Origin of the sequence: Propioniciclava soli (assembly GCF_014858005.1) — a bacterium.
Classification (GTDB): domain Bacteria; phylum Actinomycetota; class Actinomycetes; order Propionibacteriales; family Propionibacteriaceae; genus Propioniciclava; species Propioniciclava soli.
Genome location: NZ_JACYOT010000044.1, coordinates 1 through 1500, shown reverse-complemented (window position 1 = coordinate 1500; position 1500 = coordinate 1). Strand labels below are relative to the sequence as shown.

General features: G+C 64.3%; 1 protein-coding gene. It reads right to left on the bottom strand.

The features are described 5' to 3' along the window. Nucleotides 1-938, bottom strand: a 938-nt coding sequence (locus tag IFY26_RS17505; protein WP_232550291.1) for an IS3 family transposase, incomplete at its 3' end; no start/stop codon positions are given. Nucleotides 939-1500 lie beyond the last annotated feature (562 nt).

The following is a 1500-nucleotide window of genomic DNA, read 5'->3' as shown; positions in this document are numbered from 1 at the left end:
TGGGACAGTTGGGTTGGGGGTTGGTTGATCCAGACGTGGTCTGGGGGTGTGGGGGTTTTCGGGGGTTTGGGGTGGCGGGTGGGGTGTTTGGCGGCGTAAGCGGTTTTGGTGGTGGTCCACAGGTCGTGGGTGGTGGGCCAGGTGCCGTCATGGACGCGGGCGGGGGTGTGACCGGCCAGGCCTGCGTGGTGATGGTGGTTGTTGTAGTGGTCGAAGAAGGCGGTGAACCAGGCTTGGGCCTGGTCGATGGTGTCGAACCGGCCGGGGTAGGCGAGGTCGTACTTCACGGTTTTGAAGACGGCTTCAGCGAACGGGTTGTCGTTGGACACTCGGGGCCGGGAGTGGGACGTGGTGATGTGCAACAACCTGAACATGTCGGTGAGGGTGCCGGCACGCATCGGGGAGCCGTTGTCGGCGTGGATGACCGCAGGAACGCAGTGTTGGTCGGTGAACGCCTTTTGGAACATGTCTTTGGCCAGGTCGGGCCGTTCGTGGTGTTCGACCCGGTGCGCGACCACGTAGCGGGAGTACAGATCGATCGCGACATACAGCTTGAACCAGATCCGTCCCGGGCCCTGCACGTTGGTGATGTCCCAACACCACACCTGCCGGGGCGCGGTCGCGTGCAGGCGTGGCGCATGACGCCGGCCCCTGACACCGGTCCGGGTCCGTTGTCGACGACGATCGGTGGACTGCCCGGCTCGCCGCATGATCCGGTGCATCGTGGCCAGCGAGCACAGGTACTCCCCGCGATCGAGCAGATGGTAGAACCCTTCCCTGATCGACATGTCGGCCACGTCCTCAGCGTTCAACCTAGCCACGACAGCTTCAGTCTCGGCAGGGGCGAGCCGCTGGGGATAGTTCCGCTCCGCGTGCGGCACCACCACCCCACCAGCCGGGTTCGGGTTGCGATACCGATACAGCGTGGACCGCGACACCCCGAGCCAGCGACATGCCTGGACCACGCTCACCCCAACCCCTTCGAGGGACGTGGCGGTATCGAGGGCAAACTCGAGGTATCGGAATCGGCCAGCCACGCCGGCCGGCCCGGCACCGGTGGAGGCTCCGGTTGGGTCTGGTTCTGATCCGCGTTCTTGGCCAACCCCTCCAAGAACGCGGCAGCTTTTCCCAAGATGTCAGCAGCCGCTCTGGACTGCTCCAACTCCACCTTGAGGCGTTCATTCTGCCGGCGGAGCCGTTCCAGCTCCTGCCGCTCCTCATACGTCAACACGCCCCTCCGATCCCCACGCGAACGAGCCGGGTCAGGCTCCGTGATCAACCCAGCCGCCCGCTGCTGCACCCACGAGTTCATCGTGTACGACGACACCCCGATTCGCCGACAAAACGCCACCCGACTCCCTCGTTCCAGACACTGGTCATACTCCAACAACAACGCCCAACGCTGCTGCGGGGTGAACTTGCTCGAACGAGACGGCCGGAACGGTACATCATCGTTATCCATCATCAATCCTCTCCACCACCCCGCTGTCCCACAACAGG